Source organism: Vibrio sp. CB1-5, from assembly GCF_059412285.1.
Genome location: NZ_JBJHPB010000004.1, coordinates 225,247 through 250,130 on the forward strand (window position 1 = coordinate 225,247; position 24,884 = coordinate 250,130).

Genomic DNA, 24,884 nt, shown 5'->3' on the forward strand with positions numbered 1-24,884 from the left:
TGCGGAGAAAATAGCGCAACAAATCGAACATTATCAGCATGAAGGTATCCGACTCTCAGAGCAGTTAAACCTACTGACAGAGCAGCTCAGCGAGCAATCAATGCCAGCAATAGAGCAAGTCACCGAGAATAAACAGCAAGCCGATGTAGCCTACCAAGCCGTGCTCAAGCAGTATCAAGTTTATCAGTCACAGCAAAACAGCTTACAGCAAGTGCGCAAACGAATTGAAACCCTGAGAGCACAAAATGAAGAGCTCGATAAACAGTATCAAGTCGTCGGTACTCTGAGTGACGTTGCCAATGGACGAACCGGCAATAAAATCAGTCTTCACCGTTTTGTGCTTGGCGTTTTGCTCGATGATGTTCTGATCCAAGCGTCGCAACGACTAAGACTAATGAGTAAAGGGCGTTACGACTTAAAACGCAAAGAATCGCGTTCTAAAGGTAATGCAGGCTCTGGCCTTGACCTGATTGTCGAAGATGCTTATACCGGAAAATGGCGCGATGTAGCAACGCTCTCTGGTGGCGAATCATTCATGGCTGCCTTATCCCTTGCGCTCGGTCTGTCTGACGTTGTGCAGTCCTACAGCGGTGGTATAAGACTTGATACTCTGTTTATTGACGAAGGCTTCGGTAGCCTCGACCCCGAATCTCTTGACCTAGCGGTACAAACGCTGGTTGAGCTTCAACAATCAGGCCGTACGATTGGGATTATTTCCCACGTGTCTGAGTTAAAAGAACAAATGCCGCTTCGACTCGATGTACATGCATCTCGCGTCGGTAGCACGGTTAGTTTGGTCAACTAGGAGAAGCAACATAATGCGCGACCAAATCACCTTTTTTGAACGCTTTGAAGCCGATATCATGGCGGGTAAAAAGACCATCACGATTCGCGATAAGTCAGAGATTGATTTCGAACTCGGCCGCACTATCCCTGTCGCCACATTCGAAGATGGACGAGTATTCGGTAACTTGAATATTCGCTCCATTACACCAATTTCATACGATGACATAAACGCAAAACATGCTGAACAGGAGAATATGACTATCCCACAATTACGAGAGGTAATCAGTGAGATTTATCCGGGCGAGGATGAGTTGTATGTGATTGAGTTTGTGGTGGTATAGCACATCAAAGAAAACTCCCCGATGGCGCAACGCTGCGGGGAGTTCGATGTAGGTTGGACTCTTCCTACCCAGATTTCTACGTCTGATTACCCAAATAACAATCGTTGACACGCTAACAGCGATTTAGGCAGTGATAGTTTCAGTTCCCATGTCCTTGGGATATCTTGTTCAGTTCCTTGATAACACGCGGCTAGTGTCGCACCGAGCAGTATCGCGCGGCCGCAGTTGTCTCCACCACACAGTATATTTTCGCGAATAGTGGCTTCATAGCTAGTGGCATTAAGTAGCAAATGAACAGTCACTGGAAATGATGCTTCTAAACCGCAGTGCATGCCTAGCTCTGTAGCCACCTCACTCGAGGGTTTTAAAACCCGCTCTTCGGCGAGCTTAATCGCTTCGTCTGTTAGATCTGATAGGCCTTTAGCACTATGCACGCACTCTATTGGCGTTTTACCTGATAATGCGGCTTTCAGAATAGCCGTAGAGGCGAGAGCATAAGCGACTGCTGTATCATTATTGTTGGTGACGCGCACCGCTGACTCAACAAGTTGGTTGAGGTTTTTATCTTTATGATGGACAGCCAACAGTGGTGGCAGTTTAGAAACCGCAGGGTTTTGTTTATCGTCTGCTCCCAGATTCGACAATGGCTTATCTTCAGCTTCAAGTGCATGAGCGTTAAGCAGAGTGAGTTTGGTCGGCTTATCTATGTAACCACGCCATTTACCTCCCATATCAAACCATTCTCGAAAGGCTTGAATGTATTGCGCTTCACCGTATTGCCCATGCTTGGCGATGGCATCCAGCATCGAAATCATCTGAGCACCGTATTGTGAATAGTCGCCGGGCTTTTTACCTTCGTGAGCGTAATACCCTTTATCTATGTAGTCTTTAGCGTTTGGCGCATGGAACTCTGGGGTACCATTTGAGAGGGTTTTGATGGCGACTTGGTCATACAACCAATGAAAGCCCATAGAGGCCGCATCGGCGACAAGGGCGCCAATCACGGAATTTAATGCTCGATTCTTTTCACTATTCATCTCGTGTCCATACATCACAGAAGTCATCCTTTAGTCTGTTATTGTAGGCGCTTTGGGGTAGACTTTTTTGGGGCTAACGCAAATTTCTGCGCTAAGGCCATAGTGTTCGAATAAGGCTGCTAGCCTCACGAGATTTATTCAGTACGGAACTTATGTGAAAGGAAGAGCGATGAAAGACGAGACTTTATCAATACATCACGGCTACGAGACGGATCCAACCACCAAATCGGTAGCAACCCCTATTTATCAAACAGTGGCGTATGAGTTTGATAGTGCCCAGCATGGTGCTGACCTCTTTAACCTTGAAGTTCCGGGCAATATCTACACCCGTATCATGAACCCGACCAACGACGTACTTGAACAAAGAATGGCGGCTCTAGAAGGCGGTATTGCGGGGCTTGTCGTGAGCGCGGGTAGTGCGGCCATCAACTACGCTATTTTGACGCTGGCGGAAGCGGGAGACAATATTGTATCCACGCCTCAGCTCTATGGTGGAACCTACACTCTGTTCGCACACATGTTGCCAAAGCAGGGGATTCAGGTGAAGTTTGCGAAAGATGATAGCCCTGAGTCGATTGCTGAGCTTATTGATGAGAATACCAAAGCGGTCTATTGTGAATCGATTGGCAACCCAGCAGGTAATATCGTTGATATCGAGGGTATCTCGACACTGGCACATCAAGCGGGTGTGCCTGTTATTGTTGATAATACGGTTGCGACGCCGGTACTGTGTAAACCGATCGAGTTTGGTGCAGATATCGTTGTCCACTCGTTAACTAAGTATGTTGGCGGCCATGGTACCTCCTTGGGAGGCATCATTATTGATTCTGGTAAATTCCCTTGGGAGAAACATAAAGATCGCTTTCCTGTATTCAATCAGCCTGAGCCTTCGTATCATGGCGTTGTTTATACTGAAGCATTTGGTCCAGCGGCTTTTATCGGCCGTGCTCGTACGGTGCCACTTCGTAACACCGGCTCTGCATTGTCACCGATGAACGCGTTTATGCTACTTCAGGGTCTAGAGACCTTATCGCTTCGAATGGAGCGTCACACAGAAAATGCCATCAAGGTCGCCGAGTTTTTGCAAAATCATGAGAAGGTGAGCTGGGTATCTTACGCTGGTTTAGAAAGCTCGCCACACTATAAACTGGCGGCAAAATATATGAAGGGAAAACCTTCCGCAATTTTGTCATTTGGTCTAAAAGATGGCTACGAAGCGGGCGTTCGTTTTTATGATGCCTTGGCAATCTTTAAACGTTTGGTCAACATTGGGGATGCTAAATCACTTGCTTGTCATCCGGCGTCGACAACTCACCGTCAAATGAGTGAAACTGAGCAGCGTGAAGCTGGAGTGAGGCCTGAGATGATTCGCTTGTCTGTGGGTATTGAACATATTGATGACATTCTTGCCGACCTCGAACAAGCTTTGAAAGCATAAGTTTGTTCAATAAAAAATCGGGCCTTTAGTTTGGCCCGATTTTTAGTTAAGTCTTGCTATGACTTATTGTGTCTTTTCTACCATTTCTTCAACAGTGTACTCAAACTCTGGAACCGTGATTTCAACGCGGCGGTTTTGCGCACGGCCTTCTTTAGTAGAGTTGTCCGCAATTGGGTTCGCTTCACCCATACCGCTTACAGACATTCTCGAACGGTCGATACCCTGAGACTCTAGATAAGCTGCAATAGACTCTGCGCGTTCTTCAGAAATGCGTTGGTTTACTTCTTCAGGACCTGAAGAATCGGTGTAACCGACAATGGTAACTGTCGCTTCTGGGTGCTCATTCATTAGCGCGATGAGAGGATCAAAGTCAGACTTCTTACTCTCTTCTAGCTCTGAGCTATTGAAGGCGAACGTTTCTTGACCTTGAACTTGCTCGAAGGTCTTGGTCAAAATGACCGCTTCAACAACAGGTGGTTGCTCTTCCACCGGAGCTTGTGTTGCCGCCGCTGCTGCCGCTGCTGCGGCCGCTGCATTACCAAATGAGTAAGACACGCCTAGCCAGAAAGTATCGACATCTGTGTCAAACCAACCATCTTTGACACCATTGATTCGTTGATACTCAAGACGGCCAGACCATGCTGTAGCGAAGTCATACTCAACACCTACACCGCCCATAAGTGCAGTATTCGTGCGGTCGCCATAAGTTGTGTATGCACCACCAATCTTACCAAATACAGCCCAGTCATCGGTAAATGGATAAGAGAACTTAGGTGCTAAAGTGAATGCACTCATGTTTGCATCTTGGCGATAACCTGTAGACCCGTCGATGAACGACGTTTCGTAGCTACCTAGCCAGTCATAAGCAAACTCAAGTGCGATATAGTCATTCCAATCGTATCCGCCAAAGAAACCTGCACTAAAACCACTATCTGTACAAGGTGCTCCGGAGATGTTACAAGCGTCGGAGAGTTGCGAACCCCCTAAACGAGCGCCTATATATGTACCTTCGTCGGCGAAGACGGGTGCTGTTGCCGTCAGTGCGCCTAATATTGATGCTGCTACCACTGTTTTTCTCATAATGACGTCCTTTTAATCGTTAACGATGCGATTAGATACATCACCAGTAAAAATAGGTTAGCTTTTGTGTATTTTCAAAAATAAACAGATAAGTTTCATATTGTTGCAGCCCAAAGCGCGTCTACAGACCGTTTTCGCCGGCTACTTGACAGAAACCCCTGAATTTTGAGTGTAAGAGAGGGGCTTGTAGCGACGGAGTATGGGATCGATTATCGATATCAGCCATTGTATCTTGTGCTCATTCTTACGAGAGGCTTTGGTGAGTATCGCTAAGTCGAGTTGTACAGGGGCTTTTTCTGGAACTTCAGTGGTTTGATAACGTATGGTGTAACATTCATCCAGCAGTTGTGTCATTAGAGCGTGGTTATCGACGAAAATGGTCGCCTCGGCATCACTTTTCAGTAGTTTGTAGAGGTCGATATGCTCATTGAGATCCGGGATAAGGTATTTCACATACTCACCATCGTTATTGCCAAACAGCTGACCAGTGCCAGTATGTATGTACTTTTGGTAGATTGATTGTGGCTTATCCGTTAATGCATGGACGGCTACGTCCACTTCTTCAGTCAATAACAAGGATTCAGAGAGCTTGGTCCATTGTCTGATCTCTATAGGCGCTTTCGTATGCTCACGAATAGCTTGAATGATTTCTTTACCGCAGGAAATCAGATAGGGCTCAATTAAATGCAGCGTAATTTTATCTACTGCGGAAGGAGAGAAGTGATCAGGGGCCAGTGCCTCACTAATCTGATTGAGAGCGTGTTTGATCTTAGGTTCAATCGTTATTGCATAGCTAGTGGGTGTTAACCCTTGTGCATTACGAATGAAAAGTGGGTCATCAAGCTCATCACGAAGCTGCGCCAAAACTTTCGATACGTAGGATTGAGAACGACCCAATGCTAGGCCTGCTTTGGAGGTTGAGCCTGCTTCCATTAAGGCCAAAAAAACACGTAGGGCATTGAGGTCGTTCATATGAGTTCACACCAGTGAAATTTGGACATAGCTAAAAAGTAAACGAAATAGCTCGATTTCTCAATACCTTGTATCTATTTACTGACTTAATGATTAGTTGAGAACAACATAGCCACGATTCGTCATACAGTTTTTGATGACGGTTTGTTGGTCTTGTTTGTACTGCTCTTCATTGTCTCGATTCGCGCGACCGCGACCAAGAACCCCTGCGGCAAGACCGACAGCTGCACCTTTTTTAGCGCCTTCTGTACCTGAACCACCTGCGATAGCAACACCCGCGGAACCTAGCGCTGCGCCTTTAGCCGCGCCACTAATCGCACCACCTGATGCTTGCTGTTTTTGCACTTGGCTAGCGGCTTCTTGACATTTGTGCAAATCGTAGACGTAGTCCTTTTCATCCACACCTTCCATATCAACAATGATGTTCGCGAAGCTTGGTAAAGATACGAACAGGGTTAGCGCTAAGGTATAGATTGTTTTATTCATATTCGTGCTCCAATTGGTTAGAGCGCCATGTTAAACCATTGAAATGTCGAGTTTGGAATATCCTTTATTACCAGCAGAATTTTGCTGTTTTAGTCGGTTGTTGCTGGTCTTGACAGGTCCGATTTAATGCGCATTTACAGTGTGAATTAGAGTTGAAAAGGCATCAAAAAGAAAAAGGTAATGGTCTACGGTGCACGTTTATAAAACTTGATTTTAATCAATTGAATGCGTAAATATTTTGTTTCTGATATGTGATGTTGAATCTATCAGTAACAGTTAATGGTATTGAAAATACGTAGCTTACAGCTGTTTATGGCTTTTAACATTCCTTTTTGTCATTAAGTCTATCGAGTTTTTGCATTATATTATTTTAAATGTGTTGAATATTATTTGTATGCCAAAGGGAATATCAAAATCAATAAATAAATAATAAAGGCATGAAAATTATTATAATTAGAACTGTTTCGTGTGTGCTTGCTATATATATTAATAAATACACAAAAGGAAGTCGTATGAACAAAATAATGATAGCGTCAGTTGTTGTGTTGGCGTCGTGCAGCGTGCACGCTTCTCGTGAAAGTAGTGAACCCATTAAAGTGATCGAGCCTGCTGTAGGCCTTGATACTGCAAAGGTTGAGCTAGGAAAGTTGAACCAAGACTCTCCGCATCAAATACCATATCTTGTAACTCTTGCCACAATGTCGCGACGGGTGGCGTTGATAATTTGCCTGCCTCAATTGGCCATCAATGGGCGGTGGGTGGAATTAACTCTCCAACGGTACTAAATTCAGATTTGAATTTTGTTCAATTTTGGAATGGTCGCGCGAAAGATTTACAAGAGCAAGCCGCAGGGCCAATTGAGAATCCGATTGAAATGGCATTTTCTCATGAGTTGGCGATTGGAACATTAAAGTCGATTCCACAATATCAACAATGGTTTAAAGAGGCTTACGGTAAAGAGGAATTTACCATTACAGAAGTCACTGATGCGATTGCAACATTTGAAAAAACACTTCGCACTCCTAACTCTAAATTTGACCAGTGGTTGAAAGGTGATGACGCAGCATTGACTGCCGAGCAAGTGGAAGGTTACGCCTTGTTTAAACAGAAAGGGTGTACAGCTTGTCACAGCGGTCCTTTGGCTGGGGGGCAGATGTATCAGAAAATGGGGCTAGTTAAGGAGTTCAAGACTGACAACCCTGATATTGGCCGTAAGGCAATAACAGGCAACGATTTTGATAAGTATGTGTTTAAGGTGCCAACCCTTCGCAACATTGAACTGACTTATCCGTACTTCCATGGTGGCTCTGAGTGGGACTTACAAAAGGCGGTGGAAACGATGGCTGAGATTCAGCTAGGTCAAACGTTGACTCCGCAAGAGTCCAAGAAGATCACTGCCTTCCTTACTTCTTTGACCGGTGAGCAACCAAAAGTGACATTGCCTCATCTTCCACCATCGACACACGGTACGGCTCGTCCGCAGATCTAGCAAATTTATATTTGTTTACTCATTGCAAAGCCCCCACAAGGGGCTTTGGTGGTTCTAATTGATGCTTCTTTTTGTGACATAGGTATAATGCCCAGTTCAGCGTAATGACAACTAATATCAATAAGGAATTCAGTTTGAATTTATTCGTCAGAGACCTCACCGTTATCGATTCTTCTTACCTATGCGAACAGCGTGGAATGGTAGGAGAGAGTTGGATTGTGGATGTAGTATTGTCCGGTGAACTCAATGAGATGAGCATGGTGCTCGACTTTGGCAAAGTAAAGAAACAGATCAAACACTTAATTGATGAGTATGTTGACCATCGCTTACTAGTTCCTATGAAAAGCGGCGCTGTACGCTACCAAGCTTCAAAACCCGGCTACGCCAAATTAGATTTCCTAAGGGGTGAACGAAGCATGCATCTCCATAGCCCGGATCAAGCATTTTGCTTGATTGATACTGACGAGATAACTATAGAGTCGGTTACGAACTATATCTATGAGATCTTAAAAGGCAACTTACCTGAAAATGTACAAGGGCTTGAGATTACACTGCGCCACGAAGTGATCAATGGTGCGTTTTATCATTACACCCATGGCCTTAAAAAACACGATGGCAACTGTCAGCGTATTGCACATGGTCATCGCTCTCCGATCGAGCTTGTGGTCAACGGGCAGCGAGATGTGGACCGTGAAGCCGCGTTTGCTGAGCGCTGGCAAGATATCTATCTTGGTTCGTTAGAAGACAAGGTCAGTCTAGCAGACCTTAGTTTAAGTGATAATGCGACGGGTATTACTGACGATACGCACTACGGCTTTCGCTATTCAGCACCACAAGGTGAGTTTGAGCTTGCTATTTCAAAGCTAGAGACTGAAATCCTTGATACCGATACAACCGTTGAGCTTTTAGCGAACTATGTTGCGGATGAGGTGAGCAAAACCTTGGCGGAAAATCAAACATTGCAGGTGATTGCCTACGAAGGTGTTGGCAAAGGTGCCATGGCATTTCGCTCTTAAAGAGTGACTTTCTTCTCTCAAAAAACGCCCTTAAATGGGCGTTTTTGTATTTTCAATCTAATCTTGATGTATCGTGCGTATAACGGAGTTGAGTTTATCTGCGTTCGACATGGAGAGAAAAGTGTTCAGGAAATCAAGACTATGGCTGATGGGATTGCTGTTGGTAATCACCGGATGCACAACAAAATTTCTTTATAGTAACCTTGATTGGTTACTGGTTGAATATATTGATGATTACGTCACGCTTAGTGACGGCCAGGAAGACATCCTAAGTGAGCGAATCTTGGTCCTTGGACAATGGCACAAAGAGAACGAGCTTCCTCAATACGTAGAACAATTGGATGCGATTCGCGCGAAAGATCCAAAGCAGGTTGATAGCGCTTATGTGCTGCAGCAAATGAATGATGTGAGAGCGCATACTAAAAGACTTGTAGAGCAAGTCACCCCAGATCTTTATGCGCTAACGCAGCAAATGAGTGATGAGCAAGTTAAAGAGCTTATCGAAAATTTTGAAGAGAAGAATCGTGACTTTGTAAAAAAATACCAAGATATGAATGACGATGACGTTCGACAAATTTATCAAGAGCGCATTGAAGAAAATTTTGAACGTTGGTTCGGGACGGTCACTGATGAGCAAAAAGGTTTTGCAAAAGAATGGGCGTCTAACATGCAAGTGACAGTGTTCGACTGGCAAGAGCACCGCAGGCAGATGAACTACTACATGCGACAGCTTCTTAATCGACGCAATGATCTCGCTTATTATCAGCCAGAGTTTCAACGCTTTCTCAATGACTCAGACAGCTACTACTCATCAGAGCTTCAAGCGAAAATCGATCACAATCAACAGCTCGCTGGCAAGTACATCGCTCTCGCTATCAACAGCATTAATGCCAAACAGCAGGCGCATTTGGCCTCAGAGATTGATGACTGGCGTGATATCGCAAAAGACTTAATGACCTCAATGACATTAGACCATAGTCCAAGAGAAATTCTCGCACTTACCGCGTACACTAAACGGGTAGTAATATAAGGAGTGAGTACCCCTATGATGGAGTTAGGACTATTCTGGACAGAAAAAGCACTATTGGTCGTTGGTGCGTTGTTTATTTTGACCGGCATTGTGCAATACGGACGCCGCAGCCACGATTGGAAAGGCGTGGTGACCATGTTTTATAAACGCGTACCAATGAGTGTTGCTGAATACAAGCGTTACAGGCTCGGAGTGGCGTTGATCATCTTTGCTATCGTCCTTCGCTTTGCTCTTCATATTTTCTGGCCACAATACTAGCTAAGTCATACTGCGTGATGTGTAGCGAGCGTTTCTAATTTGGCTTTCACTCACTCTAGTTCACAGTTATAGCGCGGACTCTCTGTTACGCTTGTTGAGGCAAGCATAGAAAAGGGACGCGTTATGATTCCAACATCCTCATGTTATCCATCTCTTCCTGAGACACTCTATACCTCTGTTCAAGTTCGTGAAGGCGAAGTGCTTGCTGCACGGGCATGTCATGTTGACATGTATTCCCTGATGTTGCGCGCAGGCCAAGCTGTGTTTGATGAGCTAATTCTTCGATACCCAAACGTTAACCATATCCTGGTTTGCTGCGGTAAAGGCAATAATGGTGGAGATGGTTATGTTGTTGGCAAGCTTGCTCTTGAGCGTGATCTTGTTGTGACCCTTTGGCAGGTGGGCTCTTCACAGGAGTTGATAGGTGATGCTGCTACTGCACGTGATGCATTCGTTAAAGCGGGTGGGGCAATTAGTGCCCCGGAAAATACGGTTTTGAGTTCGGTAGATGTGATTGTTGATGGACTGCTAGGGACTGGGATTAAAGGCGAAGTTAGACCTTACTTTGCTCACCTTATCGAACGTCTTAATCAGGCCAAAGCGCCAATAGTCGCGATAGACACACCAAGTGGTCTAAATACGGATACCGGCGCTGTAGCGGGCACCGCGATTGTGGCTGACCACACGGTCACTTTTATTGGTGTGAAACAAGGATTAGTGACAGGGAGGGCAAGAGCTCACACTGGTATATTGAGTTTTGCAGGTCTTGGTGTCGATGAAGTATTTACAAAGCAAAGCACAGAAAACGCGCTACTCGCGCAGTCGTCTTGGCTTGAGTTATTGAAAGCAAGATCGCGTGATACTCACAAGGGAAGGCAAGGTAGTGTGCTTGTTGCTGGGGGAAATGATGGAATGAGCGGCGCAGCCTATCTCGCTTCTTGCGCGGCTTTAAAATCAGGAGCGGGGTTAGCCGCGACCTATGTGCATCCCGAAAGTTGTTTAGCGATTCGTGCTTTGCTTCCTGAGGCCATGGTTAGTGGTAATGAAGTTGATTCTGTTTTGCTAGAGCAGCGTTCGCAGTGGGCAAGCGCACTATGTATAGGTCCGGGCCTTGGAAGAGATCATTGGGGAAGGAGTCTTTATAATTCCGCCATACAATTTAGTACCAAGTTCAATAAGCCAATGGTTGTTGATGCCGATGGTCTTTATTGGTTAAGCCTTGCCCCTGAACATATAGACAATCGAGTATTAACGCCACACCCAGGGGAAGCCGCAAGACTATTAGGTGTCACAAACGCTCAGATTGAAGACGATCGTTTTTCAGCTGCACGTCACTTGCACCAAAAGTTTGGTGGTGTGGTTGTACTTAAAGGTGCTGGAACCATTATTTGTGATAGTTCAACGACCGTTGTTTGCCATGCTGGTAATCCGGGAATGGCGACGGGAGGGATGGGGGATGTGCTGGCGGGTGTCATCGCTTCATTCTTGGCTCAGGGCTACCCTATTTTTAAAGCTGCAGTTCTTGGAACACTCGTTCATAGCTGCGCAGCGGATAGAAATGCGCAGATGAAAGGGGAAGTAGGCATGATGGCTTCTGATGTACTTAATGATATTCGTTATGTATGTAGTGCAAAAAAGTGCTGGGATTGAGCAATTAAACAAAATTTTTTCAAAAAAACGATCTTTTTGAAGAAGCTTTGAGTGATTTTTGAGCGCTAAAATGACAGGTTTTTGCTTAGATTTGTGCTGAACGATGAGATTATCATCAATAGATAAACGTTTGCTTGGGAAAATTTGAGTAGAAATATGTTTGGTGTTTTTTATTAAGTGTTTGATTTTAATGTAATTTTAAGGTTGATTTGATAGGGGTGAGAGATTTTGCTTCGGGCGAATTTGTAGCTTTTCGGAATAGTACCACAAAAAAAATTGTAATATCAGTCTTGCGAGAAAGTTTTCGCGACCTATAATGCTGAAAACCGGAGCGTCTGCCAACGCTCCGGTTTTTTTGTGTCCGAAGAAAGGTGCACCGTCTGCCAACGGTAAGCCAACGCATCATGTTTAGACATATGCCCACTGGAACATGTACTAATAAATCGAGGAATTTTTACAATGCGTATCGAACAAGAACTTAAGTTAGGCTTTAAAGATGTACTGTTTCGCCCTAAGCGTTCAACACTGAAAAGTCGTTCTCAAGTAAATTTAACGCGCGATTTTACATTCAAGCACAGTGGTCGTCAATGGTCTGGTACACCAGTTATCGCTGCAAATATGGATTCAGTGGGTAGTTTTGAAATGGCAACGGCTCTTGCGCAACACGGCGTAATGACAGCTATGCACAAACACTACACTGTTGAGCAGTGGGCAGAGTTCGTAAAAGGCGCTTCTAAAGAGACGCTAAACAAAGTATTCGTATCAACAGGTACGTCTGAGCGTGATTTCGAGAAAACTAAAGAAATCCTGGCGCTTAGCGAAGATCTCGAGTTCATCTGTATCGACATCGCAAACGGTTACTCAGAGCACCTTGTTGAGTACGTGCAAAAAGTTCGTGCTGAGTTCCCTAACAAGACTATCTCTGCAGGTAACGTTGTAACTGGCGACATGTGTGAAGAGCTAATCCTAGCGGGTGCTGACATCGTTAAAGTTGGTATCGGCCCAGGTTCTGTATGTACTACACGTGTAAAAACAGGTGTTGGTTACCCACAGCTTTCTGCAATCATTGAATGTGCAGACGCAGCACACGGCCTTGGCGGCATGATCATCGGTGATGGCGGCTGTGCATGTGCGGGTGACGTTGCTAAAGCATTCGGTGGCGGCGCAGATTTCGTAATGCTTGGCGGTATGCTAGCAGGCCATGAGCAATCTGGTGGCGAAGTGATTGAAAAAGATGGCGAGAAATTCATGAAGTTCTACGGCATGTCTTCTCAGTCAGCAATGGACAAGCACTCTGGTGGTGTTGCTCAATACCGCGCAGCAGAAGGTAAGACCGTGTTACTGCCGTTCCGTGGTGACGTAAACGACACTATCTCAGATATCCTTGGCGGTGTGCGTTCAACTTGTACATATGTTGGTGCAGCTAAGCTTAAAGAGCTAACTAAGCGTACTACGTTCATCCGTGTACAAGAGCAAGAGAACAATGTATTCGGTAAAGAGTAAATAGCCGCCATTGGCTAACAATTGTAAAAACAACTAAACGTTGAAATTACGAAACCATACGTTGAAATAAAAACAACCATACCTTGAAATAGCTTATTTAGTGTACAACACTTAGGTAAGTTTACTACAGGTATGGTTGTTTATTATGAAAAAACGGATTCTTACAAACTCGTCAGTTAAAAACATATCACGCTTTGTCAGCCTTAAAACTGACTCCATTCATACAGTCGAATCCGACTTAGAGTTTGATGCCTGTTTTCACTTTGAATTTTCGGCAAAAATTTTGACTTTTGAAGCTCAACCCATGGGCTTCGAGTATCGTCTCGATGGTAAGCGACGTAGGTATACTCCTGATTTTTTAGTAACTTACAATGACAATTATCAACCATTTTATGAGATTAAACCAAAGCATATTGCGGAAACCGAAGAATTCAAAGAAACCTTTTTCGCACAAAGAGAACAGGCCCTAAGTATGGGCAATGATCTAAAAGTTCTAACTGAGGACGATATTCAAATATATCCATTGCTCGATAACTTGGAGATCATCCACCGCTATGCTTGCGATGACCGTCTTAATTCGCTCCAGCACCAGATACTGAGCTTGTTCAGGAAGTATGGAGAACTACGAATAGAGCAAATTGTTAAATACTCTTCAGTTCATTCTTCTAGATCATTACCAGCTCTTTACGACCTGATTGCCAGACAACTTTTGAAAATCGACATGCATCAGCGGATTGACTGGCAAACTCCGATTTGGAGCTCATAGATATGAGTGATGAAGACACGGAACGATTTGGTGAGCTGTTTCCACGCTCTCGCTCTGGCATTGCATCTAAGCCGAAGGAAACGTTATCGCTTCCTCTTTGGAAAGACATCGACTTAGTCTTCAAGGATGTTTTTGGTGTAAGTGAAGAGCGTAGAGATGAAGCTATACATAGGTACAACGTTCTAGAATTTCTTATTGAGAGGTATGGAAAAAATTTCTCTAAAAAAGAAATTGATGACGCATTCCCAACTTTAAAAGAAAAGTTCGGTTCAACTACGCCTTCGGCTAGCAGCATTTACCGATATTGGAGAACTTTTAAGACATCGGACTTTCAGCTGTCATCACTTATACCCAAAGTCACAGCTGGAAACACGGAAAAAAACGTGCCGGAAGAACTTGAGCCGTTAATTCAAGAAGCAATACAAGATTATTTTTCAGCTGAAGAACAAACAGCTGCTTCTGCATATCTCACACTTGAAACCAAAGTTTTTAGGTATAACGAAACTAATGATACTAAGTACAGTTTGTTTTCAATACAATCATTTAGAAACAGGCTGAAAAAGCACACTGAGTACGAAAAAATTGTGCTTCGGAAGGGAAAAAGTGCGGCTGATGCGACCTTTAGGAAAGTGGGGCAAAGACCCGCAACAACAAGAGCACTGGAACGAGTAGAGGCAGATCATACCAGACTTGATCTATTTGTTATTGATGAGCGCTATGGTATACCGTTAGGACGGCCTTGGCTTACACTTTTATACGACACTCATACAAAGAGCATAATAGGCTTCTACCTAGGATTCGAGCCACCGAGCTACCTTTCAGTCTCATTAGCCCTTGAAAACTCTATTTTACCGAAAGATTACGTCAAAGAATTATATCCCTCGGTAGAAGGGGTTTGGCCTTGTTATGGTCTCCCAGAGTATTTAATAGTCGACAATGGTGCTGAGTTTAACAGTCATGATTTCAAAATCGCGTGCAAAGAGCTGAAAATCAAGGTGAAGAAAAATCCAACTAAAAAGCCTTGGCTTAAGGGCTCAGTAGAGCGTTACTTTCGCACAATCAATAATCGACTATTGTCTCGGATACCTGGAAAGAGTTTTACTAACATATTCGAAAGGAAAGACTACGACCCGCTTAAAAATGCCGTAATCGACAGTTTACTTCTTCAAGAAATGATTCATATTTGGATTGTTGATATGTATCAAAATGGGAAGAATGGTCTTGAAAACAACATCCCGAATCTGAGTTGGGTTGATGCTGTCAATTCTTCAGTGCCCCCACGTCCTTTCAAAGGCTCCAGAGAGGAACTGAAGTTTAACTTGGGGAAAAACCGCGAGGTAGCTCTCAATATAAATGGGGTTAGGCTTGGTACAACTGTACGCTACTCTAGTGATCGTCTAGCAAAATATTTTGGAGAAGCAACTTGTAAAGACATGAAAGGCGTACGAGTAAGAATCAAGTATGATCCTAGCTGTCTTGGTAGGGTGTATGTACTTGATGAAAAGAAAGAAGAGTTTTTTGCTGTAGAGGCAATTGATGCTGACTACGCCTATTCTGTTTCTGAGTGGTTACACAAGACCTGTTGTAACTATGCAAGACGATATATTCGAAAGAACTATAACCACAGAGATGTCGTTGAGGCTTGGCGAAAAATACTCGAAATCATTGATGAGGCATTTGATAAAACTGGTCAGAACCAGAAGCGAAACTCATTAGGTACCATAACTACATCTCGGGTGCAGCGGGTGAAAGAGCACACTGAAAGAGCATCTTCCGTAGCGAAAACACAACAGCGAGATAAAAGCATCAAGTCGGAACTCGATGATGAGTTCGATTGGGATATTGAAGTCAATACTAAGGGTTGGTCAATAGAGTGAATTGTTATCGAGGTAATTGACATGGAATGTCAAAAAGTTGAAATAACTGCTGATAAAGTCAAACAGATCTTTATTCAAAACCCTCAAATTACCGACATCATTGACGATATTTCAGATTGTCGAGAGTTCAGTGACGGTATCCATGAGCCAGACTGTATGATTGTCGTAGGGGATACGGGCGCCGGTAAAACAACGATAATTGATAAATACTTAGCTAAAAACCCTCGATCTGAGACAAACGACGGCTCTATCATACCGATTTTGTCTACATCACTTCCTCCTAATGCCACCCCAATAACCGCTTCTGAACAATTTTTATCTGATCTAGGAGACCCGCTAGCTTTCTCAAGAGGAAATGATCCAGTCAAAATTGCGAAAGAAATGAGTGACTTAATGAAATTGTGTGGAGTGGAGTTAATCATTATTGATGAATTTCAACACATGATCGACAGGAAGAACAAGCAAATCTTACATAGCGCAGCTGATTGGCTGAAAATGCTCATCGTTCGTTCGAAGATTCCGGTAGTGCTGTTTGGTATGCCATACTCTGTGTTGATTTTGGAAGCAAATAACCAACTTGCAGGGCGTTTTGAGTTGCAACATACACTTGAGCCTTTTCGATTGAATAACAAAGAAAATCGCATCTTGTATAAGACTTTTCTAGCAATGCTTGATGAGGCTCTTCCATTTCATGAATCTTCAGATCTTGCAGCTCCAGATATGATGAAACGTATATATGCTTTCTCTCAGGGTAATTTGCGACGCATAAGAAAGTTAATTAATAGGTCGAGCCGTCTAGCATTACGAGATAACTCAGATAAGATTTTGCTCAAGCACTTTGCGAAAGCTGCACCAAAAGTAAGCAGGGCTGCATGCGAGAAACAAAATCCTTTTCGGGTAAACGTAAATGAGTTAACGATTAAACAACCACCTAAGGACATCGGCTGGGAGAATTATCTTAGCCAGCAAGAAAAGGATATTTCCCCTAGAGATTTATTTTGAAATGCTTTGTTTCCTTACCTACCTGTCATCCGAGTCAGTGAAAAACTAGACTCACCTTAGTAGCATTTCTCCAGTGCACTTCCAGCACGGCTACACCCCCCGAAAAGCTTCAATGACTCTTTGATTGAATCTTGCCAGTTGAATACTTGATTCAAATGAATCGGTGTTTTTGCCATTAGGTGGCTCTGAGGCAGGCAAGTCATCACTCCAGTTAAATGAAATCTCTGCTATCGATGCTGGAAAAAGCTGAGCATCAAAAGCTTTCGTTTTGCTTGATTCATCCACGCGAGACGGTTGTGAGTCTGGACATTCGTATTTTAGATATAAACAGGTATCCGGAATGTCAGTCTCAATTTCTTCTGCACATCTAATCATGTTCGACTCGGCGAAGGTGTATAACCAAGCTTCCTGATTAGGTGACTTTGTGACACGGAGGATACGACCGAGCACTTGGCGAAAATAGAGCTCTGTTTTAATCTTAGTTAAGTAACAACAGACCTGCAGCCTAGGAATATCGGTCCCTTCGCTGACCATACCAACACTAACAATCCAGTTCTTGGAATGGGTCTCTTTGAACTCCTTTATTTTTTCATGAGAACTTGTATCTCTGTAGCTAACGACTACCGAAGATTGCGCGTAACTATTAGTTAAGATACTGGCTATTTTGTTAGCTTCTTGGATTGAAGACGCCACAATGAGTCCACCGGCGTTTGGGCTTTCTGCTTGAATACTAATGAGCCGGCTAACTGCTTCCCCGATTAGGTGAAGAAGCGCTTGTTGGTCTTTGAGTATTAGAGCATATGTTACATCGCCCTCATTTAACAGTTCATCGATGGTGTTATATGAACGTAGACCTTCGCTCTCGGTAACCTTTACTTCCAAGCAATCAATCAGGGCTATTTTCGGTTTACGACAAACGCCATCTTGAACTGCTTGAGCAAGCGAATACCGATAATCACATACGATTTTTCCTTCGGGGTCTGTGTAGGATGCTAACGTAATTGGTGTTTTATCAGAACGCCATGGTGTGCCAGTTAGTGCGAGAGTGAAAGTTGCAGCATGTTGTACGTCACTTAATAACTGGTAACCCCATGAGTTACTGTTGAGTTCATTATCTCCGCCACAATGATGGATTTCATCAAATATACAAAGCACTTTGTATTTTGAAAGGGTATCCCAAAAGCGTTTGGTCACGAACCGAAGCGATTGGTAAGTCATAGAGCAGCCTGTTTCACCGAGCGCGCCATTGAATGAACATTCTAGTAGTTGTGAAAAAGTTGATTTTATCCCATCTGCGACAGCCTTTGAGGGGGAAAAACACAGCACGAAGTCGATTTCCCTTGAGTCGAACATTTGTTTTGCTAAAGTCGCTGCCATAATTGTCTTACCTGCACCAGGTGTAGCCTGAGCAAGAAAGTGTGCGTGTCCACTTCTATACTTTGATAGGGCTAATGAAACGCACTCAGCTTGCCATTTTCTTAACACGACTTTTCCTCTTGTTGTGTTACAAGCTTTATGGCGTCTGTCCAGACATTTAGTTTCGCGACCAATGCAGCAGCGTTATTAACGGCATCTGTATGAGAAGGGAGTAAAAGGTTGTGGAGACTTTTTGAACGACTCATAAGTAGCTTATACTCATCAATTTCAGCAAGTGCGATTGTGAGGTTAGATTCGATGTCTTTTTTTTCATCTATCAGCATGGATTTGACTGAAGCACTATCAATTGGCCCGCCATTGTTAGACCGTTTTGTTGAAACACGCTTATCTTTCAAGATGAAATTCGCTTCCGCAAACATACAGGTTTTTTTGTATGTTTTATTGTGACGTAGACCTTGGCTCTTCAGGACCCCCTGTTTCTCGAGGTTTTCTAGTTGACGAGCCACATAAAGTCTTGCGGTATCTTTGTTGCTGTAATGCCCGGATTTCTCGGTAATTAGGTTTCTGATTTGCGTAACTCGAAACTCGCTCATCGACGGTAGTGAAATAATTTCGTAGATATCACGATTAACTCGAACTTTTTTGGTCATAATCTTCTGCTGTAACGAAAAGTGCGGATTATAGTCCGTGGTAATATTTGCATCAAGAGTCGATAGTCATTCATTTTAAGAGTTGAATGAAATGAATGACTTGGCGAAAGGTTTCGGCAATAATCTGCGTCTAATGAGGAAAAACAAATCCATTTCTCAGGATAAACTTGCGTTACTTGCGGATATCGACAGAAGTTACATTGGGAGAATTGAACGGGGAGAGGTCAACATCACACTCGAAAAAGCTTATCAGTTAGCGAGAGTGCTCGGGTGTGATGTTAGAGACCTTCTTCCTTAGTTAGCTACTTATTCAGCAGTAATTTGCTCTTGAACTCGAATGAAGGTGGTTCGTTTATTATCAGCTACTTTACAGTAGTTTTGAGGATTATAGTCCTCTTTTGGGGTTAAAACAAACAGCCGACTGGCTGTTTGGGAAGTAACAGTGTTGATGTTGTGAATGTACTCTACCTACTCGGCAGTTCACTCATTCGTTACCCTGAAACAGTCGGCATGGTCATTATCAGCTACCTACTCGGCAGTTCACTGTTACTGTTCTAAGAATAGCTCATTATTTTCAATTAATTAGATGCTAATAAGTACTTTTACCCTTTTTGTTGCGGTCGTGAAAAATATTCATAAAATCAGGAGGTTGTAACAGTCCTCAAAACAAGGGTTAGATTAAAGGTACAGGTTGTAAAGAGTGCTCTGAGTTTGATAAACCATAGCTACTGAAAACCGAGTCCCCCTCGTTGTGTTGTTCCGAGAACATTCTGACATTGAGTCGAAAGTTATTGTTTGTCTTACTGCTGAACTCTTCAAGTGAGTGGTAGTGTGACAATACGGTATGCTCTTTTTGAGTAAATGATGATGGGTCAAACAGCTCGCCTCTGGATTTAGCACGTTTCTCTAGACGTCTGATTTTTCTCTCTTGCCCAGCTGTTGTTAATTTATCTATAGATTGGCAGCGCTTAAACGAAACGTATCGACAACCTTCTGGCACAAGAACAGTCTTTGATATACTAAAATACTGCAGTTTTTCCATTTCGACGAAGTAGTGCTGCTTAAGTAGTAAATCGAGCTCCATTTTGTTTGTACTGATAAATGAAACCTTCTTCCCAACCGTTTCATCACACCAAAGTGGAAATGAAACGCCAGTATTTCGTGTCTCATATCGATAGTTGAAACCATGTAGAACACGAAGGCACTTTGCTGCAAGTGATTCATTGTTGCATCGTTCTGGAAGAAACGTGACTGTTCGGTAATACCATTTCATGTTCAGTCTCCTTTATGCTGGAACAATCCACCCTTAATCAAGTTTGCCATTACGAAGTGCATATCATTGATAGCTTCTTGATCTGGTTTTTCGTTAGAGCTCAACACTTCAACATAATGATCTGCTTTTTGCAGTAACGAAAACAAATCCTTTCCTGTAGAGGGATGACGATAGCAAGTAACATCTTCGCGATGAACGCCAAACCTTCCGACCCTTAGTCTCTCTGTTGCTTCAGGATACCAGTCGTCAATGGTTGCTATAGCTGCTCCAGTTTTAAAGGCTCCTAATATAGGACTACGTTCGCCATCAACAGTTGTATGCTGAAAAATTCGACTGTTTTGAGATTTAGATTTGTTTTTACTGCCGCTTTCTTTTTCTGTGAAAGCTTGGCTTGGTCGCACTATGGCATTGGTTGGTAGGTGCACGGAGGCTCTGACTTCAAATATCGCCAACCCATTAGGGCTAGAAAAAGCGGTTTTTATCATTTCTGTTATGGCCAACCAATCTTTATGATTTTCAAAGCCTTTTCGTGACATATAGTTATTACGGATATCATCAAATTTAACCTTTTTCCCGTTCCATGGCCAAGGCGTAAGTTCAATGTTCCAGCAATAAGCTTTACGGGTGTTTTTCCACAGCCACGTGCCGTCGCATATATTGATCAAGTATCGGGTAGCTAGCTCAGTCCAGCCGATTTTCTTTTCATACAGTTCTACAAGTTTCATTAACGTTTGTTTAACTGAGCTTGAATTACATTTATACGGTTTGCGTAGCTCAGAAGAAAATGAGACGGAAAAGCAGCATTCGATATGACTAGATCCATATGGAACGTGACAGAAATCAACCTGATGTGGGTTCCCCTGAGCCAAAGCCTCAGAGGTAGCACTTTTCTTGGGTTTGCCGGATGCATCATAGGCTAATGATGCCGTTTCCATTTGTCCGAGCAGACTACGAGATGTATAAGTTAAAGGTGTTTTTTTATCGTCGGGCCAAACGACAAAAAAGCAGACATCTGATGGGTCGATAGAGCGTTCATAGGCTAGACTCGAGGGTAGTTTCATTGCTGATACTCCTGGGTTGCATCACTAGGTAATTTTGATGGCTGTTTAGCGACCATAAAATGGTGTTAGCATCGGTTGTGGAGCCAAAAGTGATTGATTTAATGAGTCCAACAATGCACTCAGCGAAAGCGTGTTTATAACCTCTGAGAGAGTTCGGTTTATCTTTAGGCTCTTCTAACAAATGATAGCCAACACAGCTTGCCATAAGCTGATAGTCCTCTTTAATGGCAGCTAATAGATCACCTAGGTTATTGTTTGGCTGTGTGTGAAGCGATAACCACCTTCCAACCTTTATTGGGATAGATTGGATCGCTGCCTCTATCGTGGTGAATGAGTTGAGATATTTAAAATCGTCAATCGCAATCTTTGCTGAACCTCGAGCAAGTCGCTTTGGTAGTGCTGTAATTAACGTTTGTTGGTCAATACGTTGAGCAAAATTAGTGTTCAAAATAAGACTAAATACTGCATCACATTGCCAGTCATCATGGGTAGCGGGAGCTGATATAGTCCCATTGCCTTTTTCCACAAACTCGGCTGTTAACCCGCGCTTTTCGACATGGAGTTGGTGAATACATATCGCAAAGGATCCGACACGAAACGTGGTGTAGATGCTATTTAATCTGCGTTCGAATGCGTGAACGAACCCAAAGAAAGCGGTAAGTGACGGAACCCCCACCGTTACCGGAGAGCTTAAAGCCGTTGCGCCACAAACCCTGATATTCGGTAGGACAAGATATGACCCATTAGTATGCTGTGTACTATCATTGATTGAATTTGATAACGCTCGCTTCAAAAGCTCAGTAAAGAGCTTGGTCATCGCTGGATCGTATGCAAAACGTTTGGTGGCTCCTAAGCAAGATAGGTCATGATTCAGATGCTGAACAAGTATGGTTGAATCCAGAGTGTGGTCTTGCATTGCCAACCAAGCGTTGACCATATTCAGAACCTCAATTTTACATTTTCTACGGAGCGCCTTTCGCGCATTTTCAGGCATTAGGCGTTTATTAAGGCGTTGGTACTTTGTTAAGGATTGAACATGCTCTGACGTTAACCAGCTGCGTTTGCTGTTTAATCGATGGTGAGGGGTGGTGGAAAACTTGGTATTAGACTTTAACATTCTAAATGCGCCGCCACATGTCATCGCGGTGACACCCATATTAGTGCTTCGGCTATACCGTGTCGTCGATGTATGCCAATATTCATCTTGGAGTCCTTGATAAAAGTGGCTCTGCATGGAAAGAGATGCAACCGGCGAGAGTGAAATGTAGGATGTATCGTTATCGGGAAGCGATATTTGAGTTAAGTAATTCGTGGCGAGCGGAACACTGATGGTCACGTGAGCAATTGAAGCCAACTGCTTTGCTATAGCTTTACGAGTTTTTTGATAGCAACCTAATTTTGTTAGTGTTTTCCAAAGTGGATGATCAACATCTTTAAGAAGCTCAGCCAAACATGATGTTACGCCATTCCAACAAAACTCATTGGTAAGTAATGCGCTCTTATTTACGTATTTTGAATCATGTGCGTATGACCAATGGTATGGCGGGATTTTTGAAGAAGAGAGTAGAAAGCTCGGTAACTCACCTAGGGCTTCGGTTCGAATAATGCCTTCAGACCGTATATCCGGAAATTTTAGGTTATGGCTTTGTCGATAGTTCACACAATTTAAGCAGTTAGCCCACCATTTTTCATCTCGAAGTTTTTGCTTGCATTTGGCTCGGTCTAGCAGGTCTTTCTGATCATCAGTCCTATCGGTTAAATTGACCAATATCGTTAGTGCATCAAGTTCTTTGCCATCGATCGCAATATGCGCTGTGAGAGGGCGAAATGCGCGCTTCAATGCCGCTTTTAAGTCGTCCGGATTTGATTCGATTAGCTCTTTCAGAGTTTGCACTTACCACCTCGACACATAGAACGAACGGTTAAACTCATCGGTTTGGAACTCAGCTAACCAAAGACAGAAAATATCGCCGAAATGAAATAAATAGTCGCTAGGCTCAGTAGCGCTGTTCGGCTTGGTTCTGCGGTTTGGCTTCAAAATTCGTTGTTCAACCATTGATGTTATCTGATCGAGGCTACAATTTAGCAACACGGTCACTTCTAACGCATTCATTTTAAGGTTGGCGATTAACCCCTTGTTTTGCCACAAACGCTTTTCTAAGTGGCTGAAAAGCTCGCTTAGGATGATATTGTGTTGAAGATTCCGTTCAGGCAACCGAATCGAACTGAAAAATAGTCGGCCTAGAAGGTCTTTTAGTCGTAACTCAGATGTACTGACAACAGCATGCTCAAGGCTGAACTCTATTTCATCATCGATCATTGAATGAAATGCTCTTGGCCAGTTTGCGAAAAAATGGGTGAATGAACGATGGTCGAATTTTTTGTCATTAAGGTGCATCCACCAATGTACCAAGCCCCAGCGATAGCTTTGAGGGAGGCCTGGTAGATCTTTAGATTCATTACCAGCAAGCCAATTTGCTACAGCGGATATAGCATCACTGCTACTCCCACGACTATGTTTAGCTATAGGTACTTTGCAATTGCCACATATTCCATTTACCCCCGATGTCCTATAGTCATATTCGGCACCACAGTTACAAGTGCTGATTAACGGCACATCGTGAACGTGGCAATGACCGTACCCCTCCAAATGCCAGAGGTAGGAAGCATAACCATCATTTTGGAGGCACAAAGGGCAGCAGGGTATCGAGTTAGTGCGGAGCAAACTACGAGGAAACACTTCAGAACCTCGTATCACGGCAGACGTCGAAGGTGAATACTTCAAGTTCGTTCTGTTTATTGTCAACCCAAGTAGTTCAGTCGGTTCATTAAATGTCAGTTGAGCGAGTTTCAGGAATGACGCCGTTCGCGCGCTGGAACTATTTTTAGCTGAGTATGGGTTTATTCGAGTTATATCAGTAGGAAAGCTCTTATAGCCATTATGGTCGATGTCTTGCAGGTAGCGTTTTGTAGCCTCAAGGAAGCGATGGACATCCTCATATCCATTGCTGTTAGCAACCCTGATAAAGAAGCTCTCCAGACTCTCGTTAGTGTGGGGCTTTGGCCTTTGCAAAAACATAAAGTTTCTCCTCTAATTCCACTATAGGAGTTCAAAACGAGTCCGACTGTGTTTTCGTTTGGTTTGAGATGTTCGACACAAATTGGCAGGTTGAAGGCTGCCATACTTGAGCTAATCTATTTCACGATAATTTCGCAAACCACCTACCACGAAAATGTCCAAGGACGTGCTGACGTCGTTCTCGGCAAACACGCCTTTGCCCCAAACTTTGCTAAAGATGCTGCTCGTCAATATCCTCTCATAATATTTAGCATTGAAAAAACTAATGATAAATCTCCACTGAAAAGTAACCATTTTCAGTGGTTTTAATTTGTTGAGAGCGAATAAAAGAAAGCAGTACAGTCTTAATTCGTGCTTTGTGAGGTATTTTTCAGGAGGGAAACCGCTAACGGTTACTATGGCCACACTAAGTTTATGAATTTACCATACACATTAGAAGGGAAATAACTAGTGAATGAATTTCACTTCAGCCTGAAATCTAAGTAACTTTTTTCAATTAAATCAAAGAGCAATAATTGACTCATCAAGTTAAGTGTCACACGAAGACGCTTGAATAAAAATTGCAAATACTCTTGAGGGGTCATTATGAATCAATATAAAAAATCACTAACGCTCTTAACCTGTGGGGTTCTTCTAGCAAGCACACCATTAACAGTAAGTGAGCTTACGGGAGCATAGCTTGCGTAAGCATGTCGAGGTGGCTCTAGCCGAAG

21 protein-coding genes and 2 pseudogenes are annotated in these 24,884 nt (G+C 43.4%); 13 read left to right on the top strand and 10 right to left on the bottom strand.

The features are described from left to right. Positions 1-259: 259 nt before the first annotated feature. Positions 260-805 (top strand): annotated as a pseudogene (locus ACJB0T_RS04860) (SbcC/MukB-like Walker B domain-containing protein); the annotation flags it as partial. Positions 806-818: 13 nt separating this feature from the next. Further along, positions 819-1,127, top strand: coding sequence for a N(4)-acetylcytidine aminohydrolase (yqfB, locus tag ACJB0T_RS04865; RefSeq protein WP_479293645.1), 309 nt, complete (start codon positions 819-821; stop codon positions 1,125-1,127). 86 nt (positions 1,128-1,213) lie between these two features. On the opposite strand, the gene ACJB0T_RS04870 is transcribed toward yqfB, so the two are convergent. Continuing rightward, positions 1,214-2,179 (bottom strand): ADP-ribosylglycohydrolase family protein, encoded by a 966-nt coding sequence (locus ACJB0T_RS04870; RefSeq protein WP_479294544.1) that lies wholly within the window; start codon positions 2,177-2,179, stop codon positions 1,214-1,216. 154 nt (positions 2,180-2,333) lie between these two features. Between ACJB0T_RS04870 and ACJB0T_RS04875 the strand changes: the two genes are divergently transcribed. Further along, positions 2,334-3,602: an O-acetylhomoserine aminocarboxypropyltransferase/cysteine synthase family protein gene (locus ACJB0T_RS04875; RefSeq protein ID WP_479293643.1), complete on the top strand. Its 1,269-nt coding sequence runs from the start codon at positions 2,334-2,336 to the stop codon at positions 3,600-3,602. A gap of 63 nt (positions 3,603-3,665) precedes the next feature. Here the strand turns inward: ACJB0T_RS04875 and ACJB0T_RS04880 are convergent, their stop codons facing one another. The 3 genes from ACJB0T_RS04880 to ACJB0T_RS04890 form a co-directional block, all read right to left on the bottom strand. Continuing rightward, positions 3,666-4,682 (bottom strand): OmpA family protein, encoded by a 1,017-nt coding sequence (locus ACJB0T_RS04880; protein ID WP_353499435.1) that lies wholly within the window; start codon positions 4,680-4,682, stop codon positions 3,666-3,668. Positions 4,683-4,823: 141 nt separating this feature from the next. Beyond that, positions 4,824-5,654 (bottom strand): LysR family transcriptional regulator, encoded by an 831-nt coding sequence (locus ACJB0T_RS04885; protein ID WP_479293641.1) that lies wholly within the window; start codon positions 5,652-5,654, stop codon positions 4,824-4,826. Positions 5,655-5,747: 93 nt separating this feature from the next. Then, positions 5,748-6,140, bottom strand: a complete 393-nt coding sequence (locus tag ACJB0T_RS04890; protein WP_479293639.1) for a glycine zipper family protein — start codon at positions 6,138-6,140, stop codon at positions 5,748-5,750. 512 nt (positions 6,141-6,652) lie between these two features. On the opposite strand from ACJB0T_RS04890, the pseudogene ACJB0T_RS04895 reads away from it, so the two are divergent. The 9 genes and pseudogenes from ACJB0T_RS04895 (at position 6,653) to ACJB0T_RS04935 (ending at position 16,731) form a co-directional block, all read left to right on the top strand. Beyond that, positions 6,653-7,629: pseudogene (locus ACJB0T_RS04895) on the top strand (cytochrome-c peroxidase). Between the two features lie 134 nt (positions 7,630-7,763). Further along, the gene (locus ACJB0T_RS04900) at positions 7,764-8,645 is read left to right on the top strand and encodes a 6-pyruvoyl trahydropterin synthase family protein (protein WP_479293637.1); all 882 of its coding nucleotides are present in this window, start codon (positions 7,764-7,766) and stop codon (positions 8,643-8,645) included. A gap of 121 nt (positions 8,646-8,766) precedes the next feature. Next, positions 8,767-9,675 (top strand): DUF6279 family lipoprotein, encoded by a 909-nt coding sequence (locus ACJB0T_RS04905; protein WP_479293635.1) that lies wholly within the window; start codon positions 8,767-8,769, stop codon positions 9,673-9,675. An 18-nt stretch (positions 9,676-9,693) separates the two neighbouring features. Next, complete coding sequence (locus ACJB0T_RS04910; RefSeq protein WP_042496071.1) at positions 9,694-9,933, top strand: hypothetical protein; 240 nt, start codon at positions 9,694-9,696, stop codon at positions 9,931-9,933. 123 nt (positions 9,934-10,056) lie between these two features. Continuing rightward, positions 10,057-11,583 (top strand): NAD(P)H-hydrate dehydratase, encoded by a 1,527-nt coding sequence (locus ACJB0T_RS04915; RefSeq protein ID WP_479293634.1) that lies wholly within the window; start codon positions 10,057-10,059, stop codon positions 11,581-11,583. Positions 11,584-12,042: 459 nt separating this feature from the next. Beyond that, the gene (locus ACJB0T_RS04920) at positions 12,043-13,086 is read left to right on the top strand and encodes a GMP reductase (RefSeq protein ID WP_338166501.1); all 1,044 of its coding nucleotides are present in this window, start codon (positions 12,043-12,045) and stop codon (positions 13,084-13,086) included. A 145-nt stretch (positions 13,087-13,231) separates the two neighbouring features. Beyond that, positions 13,232-13,852, top strand: coding sequence for a TnsA endonuclease N-terminal domain-containing protein (locus tag ACJB0T_RS04925; protein WP_479293632.1), 621 nt, complete (start codon positions 13,232-13,234; stop codon positions 13,850-13,852). Between the two features lie 2 nt (positions 13,853-13,854). Continuing rightward, on the top strand, positions 13,855-15,729 hold the full coding sequence (locus ACJB0T_RS04930) for a TnsB C-terminal domain-containing protein (RefSeq protein ID WP_479293630.1): 1,875 nt from the start codon (positions 13,855-13,857) through the stop codon (positions 15,727-15,729). Positions 15,730-15,750: 21 nt separating this feature from the next. Next, positions 15,751-16,731: a TniB family NTP-binding protein gene (locus ACJB0T_RS04935; RefSeq protein WP_479293628.1), complete on the top strand. Its 981-nt coding sequence runs from the start codon at positions 15,751-15,753 to the stop codon at positions 16,729-16,731. 90 nt (positions 16,732-16,821) lie between these two features. Here the strand turns inward: ACJB0T_RS04935 and ACJB0T_RS04940 are convergent, their stop codons facing one another. Together ACJB0T_RS04940 and ACJB0T_RS04945 are read right to left on the bottom strand one after the other, a co-directional pair. Beyond that, a complete protein-coding gene (locus ACJB0T_RS04940; protein ID WP_479293626.1) occupies positions 16,822-18,216 on the bottom strand; it encodes a DEAD/DEAH box helicase in 1,395 nt (464 codons plus the stop codon). Beyond that, positions 18,210-18,758, bottom strand: a complete 549-nt coding sequence (locus tag ACJB0T_RS04945) for a VspR family transcription factor (RefSeq protein WP_228174117.1) — start codon at positions 18,756-18,758, stop codon at positions 18,210-18,212. Before ACJB0T_RS04945 ends, ACJB0T_RS04940 begins: the two co-directional genes overlap by 7 nt. Before the next feature lie 91 nt (positions 18,759-18,849). Between ACJB0T_RS04945 and ACJB0T_RS04950 the strand changes: the two genes are divergently transcribed. Then, the gene (locus ACJB0T_RS04950) at positions 18,850-19,056 is read left to right on the top strand and encodes a helix-turn-helix domain-containing protein (RefSeq protein ID WP_124942110.1); all 207 of its coding nucleotides are present in this window, start codon (positions 18,850-18,852) and stop codon (positions 19,054-19,056) included. 375 nt (positions 19,057-19,431) lie between these two features. Here the strand turns inward: ACJB0T_RS04950 and cas6f are convergent, their stop codons facing one another. From cas6f to ACJB0T_RS04970, 4 genes are read right to left on the bottom strand one after another with little or no spacing between them, the layout of a single operon-like run. Then, complete coding sequence (gene cas6f, locus ACJB0T_RS04955; RefSeq protein ID WP_479293624.1) at positions 19,432-20,031, bottom strand: type I-F CRISPR-associated endoribonuclease Cas6/Csy4; 600 nt, start codon at positions 20,029-20,031, stop codon at positions 19,432-19,434. A 2-nt stretch (positions 20,032-20,033) separates the two neighbouring features. Next, positions 20,034-21,092 (bottom strand): type I-F CRISPR-associated protein Csy3, encoded by a 1,059-nt coding sequence (gene csy3, locus ACJB0T_RS04960; RefSeq protein ID WP_479293622.1) that lies wholly within the window; start codon positions 21,090-21,092, stop codon positions 20,034-20,036. Then, positions 21,064-22,986 carry a type I-F CRISPR-associated protein Csy2 gene (locus ACJB0T_RS04965; RefSeq protein ID WP_479293620.1) on the bottom strand — a complete coding sequence of 641 codons (1,923 nt, stop codon included), beginning with the start codon at positions 22,984-22,986 and terminating at the stop codon, positions 21,064-21,066. Before ACJB0T_RS04965 ends, csy3 begins: the two co-directional genes overlap by 29 nt. Beyond that, the gene (locus ACJB0T_RS04970) at positions 22,987-24,171 is read right to left on the bottom strand and encodes a TniQ family protein (RefSeq protein WP_479293618.1); all 1,185 of its coding nucleotides are present in this window, start codon (positions 24,169-24,171) and stop codon (positions 22,987-22,989) included. It lies immediately after the preceding gene. Between the last annotated feature and the right edge of the window lie 713 nt (positions 24,172-24,884).

Coding starts and splice junctions, on each gene's coding strand:
- cas6f (WP_479293624.1), bottom strand. CDS start 20,031: ATGAAATGGTATTACCGAACAGTCACGTTTCTTCCAGAACGATGCAAC.
- ACJB0T_RS04885 (WP_479293641.1), bottom strand. CDS start 5,654: ATGAACGACCTCAATGCCCTACGTGTTTTTTTGGCCTTAATGGAAGCA.
- csy3 (WP_479293622.1), bottom strand. CDS start 21,092: ATGAAACTACCCTCGAGTCTAGCCTATGAACGCTCTATCGACCCATCA.
- ACJB0T_RS04910 (WP_042496071.1), top strand. CDS start 9,694: ATGGAGTTAGGACTATTCTGGACAGAAAAAGCACTATTGGTCGTTGGT.
- ACJB0T_RS04920 (WP_338166501.1), top strand. CDS start 12,043: ATGCGTATCGAACAAGAACTTAAGTTAGGCTTTAAAGATGTACTGTTT.
- ACJB0T_RS04945 (WP_228174117.1), bottom strand. CDS start 18,758: ATGACCAAAAAAGTTCGAGTTAATCGTGATATCTACGAAATTATTTCA.
- ACJB0T_RS04880 (WP_353499435.1), bottom strand. CDS start 4,682: ATGAGAAAAACAGTGGTAGCAGCATCAATATTAGGCGCACTGACGGCA.
- ACJB0T_RS04870 (WP_479294544.1), bottom strand. CDS start 2,179: ATGTATGGACACGAGATGAATAGTGAAAAGAATCGAGCATTAAATTCC.
- ACJB0T_RS04875 (WP_479293643.1), top strand. CDS start 2,334: ATGAAAGACGAGACTTTATCAATACATCACGGCTACGAGACGGATCCA.
- ACJB0T_RS04930 (WP_479293630.1), top strand. CDS start 13,855: ATGAGTGATGAAGACACGGAACGATTTGGTGAGCTGTTTCCACGCTCT.
- yqfB (WP_479293645.1), top strand. CDS start 819: ATGCGCGACCAAATCACCTTTTTTGAACGCTTTGAAGCCGATATCATG.
- ACJB0T_RS04970 (WP_479293618.1), bottom strand. CDS start 24,171: ATGTTTTTGCAAAGGCCAAAGCCCCACACTAACGAGAGTCTGGAGAGC.
- ACJB0T_RS04935 (WP_479293628.1), top strand. CDS start 15,751: ATGGAATGTCAAAAAGTTGAAATAACTGCTGATAAAGTCAAACAGATC.
- ACJB0T_RS04915 (WP_479293634.1), top strand. CDS start 10,057: ATGATTCCAACATCCTCATGTTATCCATCTCTTCCTGAGACACTCTAT.
- ACJB0T_RS04925 (WP_479293632.1), top strand. CDS start 13,232: ATGAAAAAACGGATTCTTACAAACTCGTCAGTTAAAAACATATCACGC.
- ACJB0T_RS04950 (WP_124942110.1), top strand. CDS start 18,850: ATGAATGACTTGGCGAAAGGTTTCGGCAATAATCTGCGTCTAATGAGG.
- ACJB0T_RS04890 (WP_479293639.1), bottom strand. CDS start 6,140: ATGAATAAAACAATCTATACCTTAGCGCTAACCCTGTTCGTATCTTTA.